Source organism: Gallibacterium genomosp. 1 (assembly GCF_000771875.1).
Taxonomy (GTDB): domain Bacteria; phylum Pseudomonadota; class Gammaproteobacteria; order Enterobacterales; family Pasteurellaceae; genus Gallibacterium.
Window position 1 is genome coordinate 1 of the sequence record NZ_JPXX01000002.1, and the last position, 7,541, is coordinate 7,541.

6 protein-coding genes are annotated in these 7,541 nt (G+C 39.4%); 3 read left to right on the top strand and 3 right to left on the bottom strand.

What is annotated here, in order from left to right; genetic code table 11:
- Positions 1-112 precede the first annotated feature (112 nt).
- Both JP36_RS00565 and JP36_RS11470 read left to right on the top strand, forming a co-directional pair.
- Positions 113-2,413, top strand: a complete 2,301-nt coding sequence (locus JP36_RS00565) for a YadA-like family protein (RefSeq protein WP_234702129.1) — start codon at positions 113-115, stop codon at positions 2,411-2,413.
- Between the two features lie 88 nt (positions 2,414-2,501).
- On the top strand, positions 2,502-2,648 hold the full coding sequence (locus JP36_RS11470; RefSeq protein ID WP_155274374.1) for a hypothetical protein: 147 nt from the start codon (positions 2,502-2,504) through the stop codon (positions 2,646-2,648).
- Positions 2,649-2,744: 96 nt separating this feature from the next.
- On the opposite strand, the gene purA is transcribed toward JP36_RS11470, so the two are convergent.
- The 3 genes from purA to hflK form a co-directional block, all read right to left on the bottom strand.
- Complete coding sequence (purA, locus tag JP36_RS00570) at positions 2,745-4,043, bottom strand: adenylosuccinate synthase (RefSeq protein ID WP_039170916.1); 1,299 nt, start codon at positions 4,041-4,043, stop codon at positions 2,745-2,747.
- 139 nt (positions 4,044-4,182) lie between these two features.
- Positions 4,183-5,076 carry a protease modulator HflC gene (hflC, locus tag JP36_RS00575; protein ID WP_039084830.1) on the bottom strand — a complete coding sequence of 298 codons (894 nt, stop codon included), beginning with the start codon at positions 5,074-5,076 and terminating at the stop codon, positions 4,183-4,185.
- 2 nt (positions 5,077-5,078) lie between these two features.
- Positions 5,079-6,323 (bottom strand): FtsH protease activity modulator HflK, encoded by a 1,245-nt coding sequence (gene hflK / locus JP36_RS00580; protein ID WP_039170919.1) that lies wholly within the window; start codon positions 6,321-6,323, stop codon positions 5,079-5,081.
- A 241-nt stretch (positions 6,324-6,564) separates the two neighbouring features.
- On the opposite strand from hflK, the gene JP36_RS11590 reads away from it, so the two are divergent.
- Positions 6,565-7,437, top strand: a complete 873-nt coding sequence (locus JP36_RS11590) for a DMT family transporter (RefSeq protein ID WP_039170921.1) — start codon at positions 6,565-6,567, stop codon at positions 7,435-7,437.
- Positions 7,438-7,541 lie beyond the last annotated feature (104 nt).

Sequence of the window (7,541 nt, forward strand, 5' to 3'; positions counted from 1 at the left end):
AGCAAGCAAGCAAGCAAGCTAACCACAAAAGATCCCCCCCTGTCTAATTTTTTATCTCTATTTTTGACATTTTTTCATCACATTTATAACTAAAGCATTTCAGGAGATAAAAATGAAGACAAATATTTTATTTACCCTTTCTACTCTCGCTATTGCCGTTAATGCAGCCGATGCTGTAGGTGATCCCGTTGAACAAGGCACAAGCAATAATGGTGGTTTAGCTGTTGGTAAAACTGCAACTGCTAACGATAGATACACCATTGCTATTGGTGGCGGTAGCCAAGCTTTAAAACAAGGTGCTATTGCGGTAGGGCAAGCGGCAGTGGCAAAAGAAGTCTATACAATTGCAACAGGATATGGTGCACAAGCTAATGCTGGTAATGCTATCGGGATTGGTTACGGAACAAGAGCTAATGGTTCAAGTTCTGCTGCCATTGGGTCAAATGCAAAAGCATTAGGTAATAATTCTGTTGCTTTAGGGCAAGGAGCTAATGCTAATGCTAATGACTCCAATGCTATCGGTTCAGGAGCAAAGGCAGATGCTCTATATACCACAGCTATTGGTAGTGGTAGTAAGGCTTTAAAACAAGGTGCTATTTCAATAGGGCAAGCAACAGTGGCAAAAGAAGATAATACGATTGCTGTTGGTTTCGGCGCGCAAGCTAATGCATCTGGTGCTATGGGATTTGGCTATGGTGCAAGAGCCAATGCAAATAATTCCATAGCTTTTGGCGGTACCAATGATGTTGCGAATACGGCATCTTTTAATAACCGAAAAATCACTAATGTGTCTAATGGTAACATAGCACAAAACAGTAAAGAGGTCGTTAATGGTGGGCAACTTTATACTGTACAAGAAGATTTAAAGAAAAAAGTGGATAGTGGCACTGTAGAAGGTGCTGGTTCATTAGCTGTTGGTAAGAGTGCAGAAGCAAAAGGCCTTATTGCAACCGCAGTAGGCTATGGTCATGCCCTTGATACGTATACCGTTGCTATGGGTGTCAATGCCTATGCCTATAATGCGAATGGCATTGCCATTGGTACATTAGCAAAAGCAGGTGCAACTAATGAGGACTATGCTAATGCGGATATCTTTGATCGCATTGACCCTGAAACAGGTAAACCTTTATATAATATTTCCCCTGGTGACGATCCTCGTACGATCCGCTCGGGGGCTATCGCTATCGGTAATTCAGCAGAAGCGGTTGGGTATCGTAATACTGTTATAGGTGAAGCTGCCAAAGCAGGTATTATTATTGACCGTGATGACTACAATCATCCCAATAAATTTGGCTTAGGTGCTGTGGGGGCAACGGCGATTGGTGCGGCAGCCATTGCTGGAGGAAGTCAGGCTACTGTTGTTGGTAATGGTGCGGTTGCGGAAGGAAAACTCAGTGTGGGAATGGGAACTCGTAGTTATACAACTGGCAAAGCGGATACGGCTGTTGGAACTTACTCTGTGGTAACAGAAGATAGTGCAGTAGCACTTGGTGCATATGCTCGCGCAGATCATAAAAATTCTGTTGCTTTAGGAAACAGTTCAATTACCGAAGATGTTAAAGCAACTGCTTCTACAACCATTAATGGTAAAGAATATACGTTTGCAGGTGGCGATCAATCGCAAGTGGTAGGAACCGTTAGTATTGGTGGAAAAGGCGTTGTTGGTTATACCGATACTACCAATGAAGGGCATTGGAATGATCCTGCTCATTATACGAATGGTAATGGTCGTACCGATATGGATAATGCCATCTATCGTACTATCACCAATGTCGCAGCTGGTCGTATTAACGCAGATAGTACCGATGCAATTAATGGTAGCCAGTTATACGCTGTTATGGGTGCAACTGAAGAGAACAGAAAACTTATTGAAAATAATGCCATCAATCTTGCACAAACTGATCACCGTATAAATCGCCGTATAGATAGTGTTGAAGAAGAATCTCGCGCAGGTGATGCGATGAACAGAAAACTTATTGAAAATAATACCATCAAGCTTGCACAAACTGATCACCGTATAAATCGCCGTATAGATAGTGTCGAAGAAGAATCTCGTGCAGGTGATGCGATGAATGCTGCATTAGCCGCATTAAAACCATTGCAATATGATCCTAATGAGAAATTTCAAGTGATGGCAGGTACTGGGCGTTTTAAAGACAAACAAGGATTTGCGTTGGGTGTGGCTCATCATATCAACGAGAACTTGTTGTTAAATGCTGGGGCAGCTTATTCAGGCAGTAAGTATAAAATGTGGAATGCAGGTATCACTTATCGCTTTGGCTCATCAAACCAAAAAGCGCCTGTTATCAAGGTATCTAATGATGAACAACGCATTCGTTCTCTTGAGCAAGAAAATATGATGCTAAAACAACGTTTAGCAGCGATTGAAGCGAAATTATCTAAATTAAAATAAAGAGTTATTAAGCCAAATAAAAAGACTTAACGCTGATCTGCACCCCTAAAGTTGGAATTATATCCAACAACAGAGGTGCAGATTTTTTATGACCAAATACAACCAAAAATTTAAACAACAAGCTGTTGATTTCTACTTTCAACACCACGAAACGCTTTCTTTAACCTGTCATACATTACTAGAACTTGTTATCAAAGAATATGTTCATTATTACAATGAGAACAGAATGCAATAAAAATTAAAAGGACTGAATCCTGTTCGATACAGAATTCAGTCCTTAAATGAGCATCCAACTTTTCAGGGTCAGATCACTTTTCAGCCAAACAAAAAATTATGCAGCAAACGGATCTTGTAAAATCATTGTTTGAACACGATCTGGGCCTGTTGATAGAATCGCAATCGGCACACCGGTAACTTCTTCAATACGTTTGATGTATTTACGTGCATTTTCAGGCAATTGATTAAAATCGGTAACACCGAAAGTATTCTCTGACCAACCGGGTAAAGTTTCATAAACCGGCTCAACCCCTTCCCATTTTTCCGCAGCTAATGGTGCGTATTCAAGGATTTCACCATTTGGCATTTTATATGCAACACAAATTTTAATTTCTTTAAATCCATCTAATACATCAAGTTTGGTCATACAAAAACCAGAAATAGAATTTAATTGAATGGCACGACGAACTGCCACCGCATCAAACCAACCACAACGGCGAGGGCGACCGGTTACTGCTCCAAATTCATTTCCTTTACGTGTAATTTCCATACCAACTTCATCAAACAATTCTGTTGTAAATGGCCCACCACCAACACGAGTGCAATAGGCTTTGATAATTCCCAATACATAATCAAGATTACGCGGCCCGAAACCTGAACCAGTTGCTACACCGCCGGCAGTAGTATTTGAACTGGTAACATATGGATAAGTACCGTGGTCAATATCCAACATTGTACCTTGTGCGCCTTCAAACAGAATATTGTCACCTCTTGCTCTCGCTTGATGCAAAATAGTAGTTACATCTGCCACCATAGCCTTGATAATATCAGCAACTGCTTGAATATCCGCAAGCGTTTTATCATAATCGACCGGTTCAACTTTGTAGTAATGCACTAATTGGAAATTGTAGTAATCCAAAACATTTTTTAATTTTTCCGCAAATACTTGCATATTGAATAAATCGCCAACACGTAAACCACGGCGAGCAACTTTATCTTCATAAGCCGGCCCAATACCACGCCCAGTTGTACCAATTGCTTTTTTACCCAATGCTGCTTCACGTGCGTGATCCATCGCTACGTGATAAGGTAAAATTAACGGACAAGCTTCAGAAATTAACAAGCGGTTACGAACATCCACACCTTTAGATTCCAATTCCCCCATTTCCTGCATTAATGCAGAAGGCGATAGCACCACGCCGTTACCAATCATACAAGTTACATTTTGACGCAAAATGCCTGATGGAATAAGGCGTAATACTGTTTTTTCGCCATTAATAATTAAAGTATGCCCTGCATTGTGTCCACCTTGATAACGAACAACATATTTCACACGATCCGTTAAAAGATCAACAACTTTACCCTTTCCTTCGTCGCCCCATTGAGCGCCAAGAACTGCTACACTTTTTCCCATAATTTTACCTTTAGGTTCTCTATTTCAGTTTAAAAAAATCTATCCTAGCCAAGAAAATACTTTACTACCAGATACATAAAATGCCAAACCAATCTTTTTCCAAATTCAACATAAAAAAGCCTCTATTGAGGCTTTTCAGTTACTTTTGTCCTTGTGGACGTTGCATAAATTGGAAAAACTCACTATCCGGTTTCAAAATCATCATATTATCGGATTGAGCAAAACTCTTTTCATAAGCTTTTAAACTACGAATAAAGTTATAAAATTCCGGTGCTTGTCCAAAACTATCAGCATAAATTTTCGCTGCAACAGCATCACCTTCCCCTCGTAGCTCTTGTGCTGTTTTATTTGCATTAGCTAAGATCACGGTTACTTTACGATCAACATCCGCCTGAATAAATGCCGCTTTTTCACGACCTTGAGAGCGGTGTTCACGTGCTACTGCATCACGTTCTGCACGCATACGCTGATAAATAGAAGAAGAAACTTCCACCGGCAAATTAATTTGTTTAATACGAACATCTACTACTTCAATACCCAATTCTGAGGTGCTTTCCGCTCCTGTATTTAAGGCTTTTTTCGCATCCAGCATTAATTCACCTCGAGTTCCGGAAACAATATCTTTAATGGTACGAGAACCAATTTCAGAACGTAAACGATCATTGACTTTGCGTCTTAACAGGCTATCTGCACGCAAATAATCCCCACCACCGGTTGAAGTGTAGAATTTACCAAAATCGGCAATACGCCATTTCACATAAGAATCAACTAATAAGTCCTTTTTCTCAACGGTTACAAAGCGATCCGCTTGTCCATCTAAAGTTTGGATTCTCGCATTTAAAATCTTAATTCCATCAATAAATGGAATTTTAAAATGCAATCCCGGACTATATACCACCACTTTATTATCAGCATCACGTTGTACTTTGCTAAAACGCAACATAATACCTCTTGTGCCTTCAGGTACTACAATAATGCTGGCGTAAACAATAACCGCAATCACAGCTAAAATAGGAATTACAAACTTACGCATCATTAAAATCTCCCTTGACGATCTACTTCAATTGTTGTTTGTCCTTTTGCATCTGTGACCGGTTTAGTCATTGGTGCTGATGATGTTAGCGGCACTTTCGGCATATCGCTCACTTTTTGATGCTGTTCGCTCGAATCCTCTGAACTTTTCTTCCCTTGTTTTAACAGCTGTTCCAACGGCAACACAGTTAAATTATTGCTATTATCCAATAACACCTTTGGTGTTCCCGCCATCACTTTTTCCATAGATTCCAAATATAAACGGTCTTTCAATAATTCAGGATTTGCTTTAAAGCCAGGCAATAATTTCGCAAAACGTTCCGCTTCACCTTGTGCATCCAATACAACCTGTTCTTTATAAGCTGTCGCCTGTTCTACAATACGTTGTGCATTACCGCGCGCAATTGGTTCACGCTCTCTAGCGTAAGCTTCTGCTTCACGAATCAAACGTTGTTCGTCTTCTTGAGCTTTAATAGCATCATCAAATGCATCTTTAACTTCTTCCGGTGGACGGGCAGATTGGAAGTTAACATCAATGACTTCTAAGCCCATATTGTAAGGTTTAATAATGTCATTCAATGATTTCCAAGTCCGTTCACGCACTACAGAACGCCCTGTTGTCAAAATATTATCCATTGTCATATGACCAATAACATAACGCAATGCACTGTCTGTCGCTTGACTTAAACTATCTTGAGGATCGACCACATTGAAAAGATAACGTGCCGGATCCTGAATACGATACTGTACGGTCATTTCAACCGTAACCATATTTTCATCCTGCGTTAACATTGAACCTTGAGTTTTCAGTTCACTGATGCGTTCCACATTAACCGGAATCACACTATCAATAAAAGTTGGTTTCCAGTTTAAACCCGGTTGAACGATCTTTTCCAATTTCCCAAAACGCAATACCACACCACGTTCTGCTTCTTTGATAGTATAAAATCCTGAAACTACCCAAACAATCACGGCAATAATCACCGCAAAAATAGCTAATTTACCGAAACCTTTAGAAGAAATTGCCGCACTTGAAGGGCGTTGTGGATTATTATTTCCTTGCCCACCTTGATTCAATTTATTGAAAAATTTTGATAACTCTTCAAGCAAATCAGGTGGATTATTGTCATTATTTTGTTGTTGATTTGGTTTTTGATCTTGTCCAGATGTGCTATTTCCTTTGTTCTCTTGTTTATCCGAACTTCCCGGCTTTGACCAAGGATCCTGCCCTGAATCATTCCACGACATATTTTTCTCCTTTTAAGTGATAAAAGACTATAAAAACGATTTATGCAAATTCAAGTATCACACTTGTTTGTGTTCACACTAAAAAACAAAATTACAGAATAATGTAATTTTTGCAAAGTGTTCAGTCTAAACAAAATCCGCTGATAAGTCTAACAAAATTCCCTAACTTATTGATGGGCTTGCAGCAAATTTAAGCTCAGATTTATAATGCTGATCCTATTAAATTTATATTGTTATCTTTATGTTGGCTTTATTTATTGCAATCGCTATTTGGGGTAGCTCATTACCAATCGGGAAATTAGCATATCACTCTTTTGAACCGGTAATTTTAGTGCAATTTCGTTTTTGTATTGCTGCTTTTATTGTTTTACCAACCTTTATGCGTTGCTATCGCCATATCGCATCACATCATTACAAACAATTAATATGGCTCTCTTTTCTCAATTACCCTGTTGTTTTTCTCTTACAATTTATAGGCTTAAAATACACTTCCGCTTCCAGTGCAGTAACAATGCTCGGTTTACAACCCTTGATTATGGTATTTGTCGGCGATCTCTTCTTTAAAGAAAAAACTGGAAAATTTGACTATTTTCTCGGACTACTCGCATTTATCGGCATCGCCTTAGTGGTGAGCGATGATGATCCGAACAGTCAAATTGATGTTTTAGGTTGTTTTTTAGTGTTAGCTTCCACCGTCGTTTTCGCTTTCACCACCCGTTGGGCTAAAGCGATAATGAAAGAAATTTCTCCTCGTAATTACACCGCCATTACTATCGTACTAGGAATGCTGTTATGCTTGCCATTCACCCTATTATTAAATCAACAATGGCATTTTAATCCACCTATGATCGATCTCATCGCCCTCCTTTATCTAGGTATTGTTTGCAGTTGGCTAGCACCAAAAATCTGGAATAGCGGTTTACCATTCGTTTCAGCTAATATTTCCGGCGTGATCTCGGCACTTGAACCGATATTCGGCATTATTTTCGCTATATTGTTCTTACATGAAAAAATAAATTGGAAAATTGCAAGCGGTATTCTGCTCGTTTTAGGCGTAACCCTCGTTTTCATTCTGCACACTATCCGACAGAGAACGGCAAACAGCCACACATAAACCGCCCTATCTTCAAAATCTTTGGAACATCGCTATAATAACGAACTATCATAACCAACAAAATGGAGATAAAAATGAATCAAATTAAATTAAATCAGCCAGCC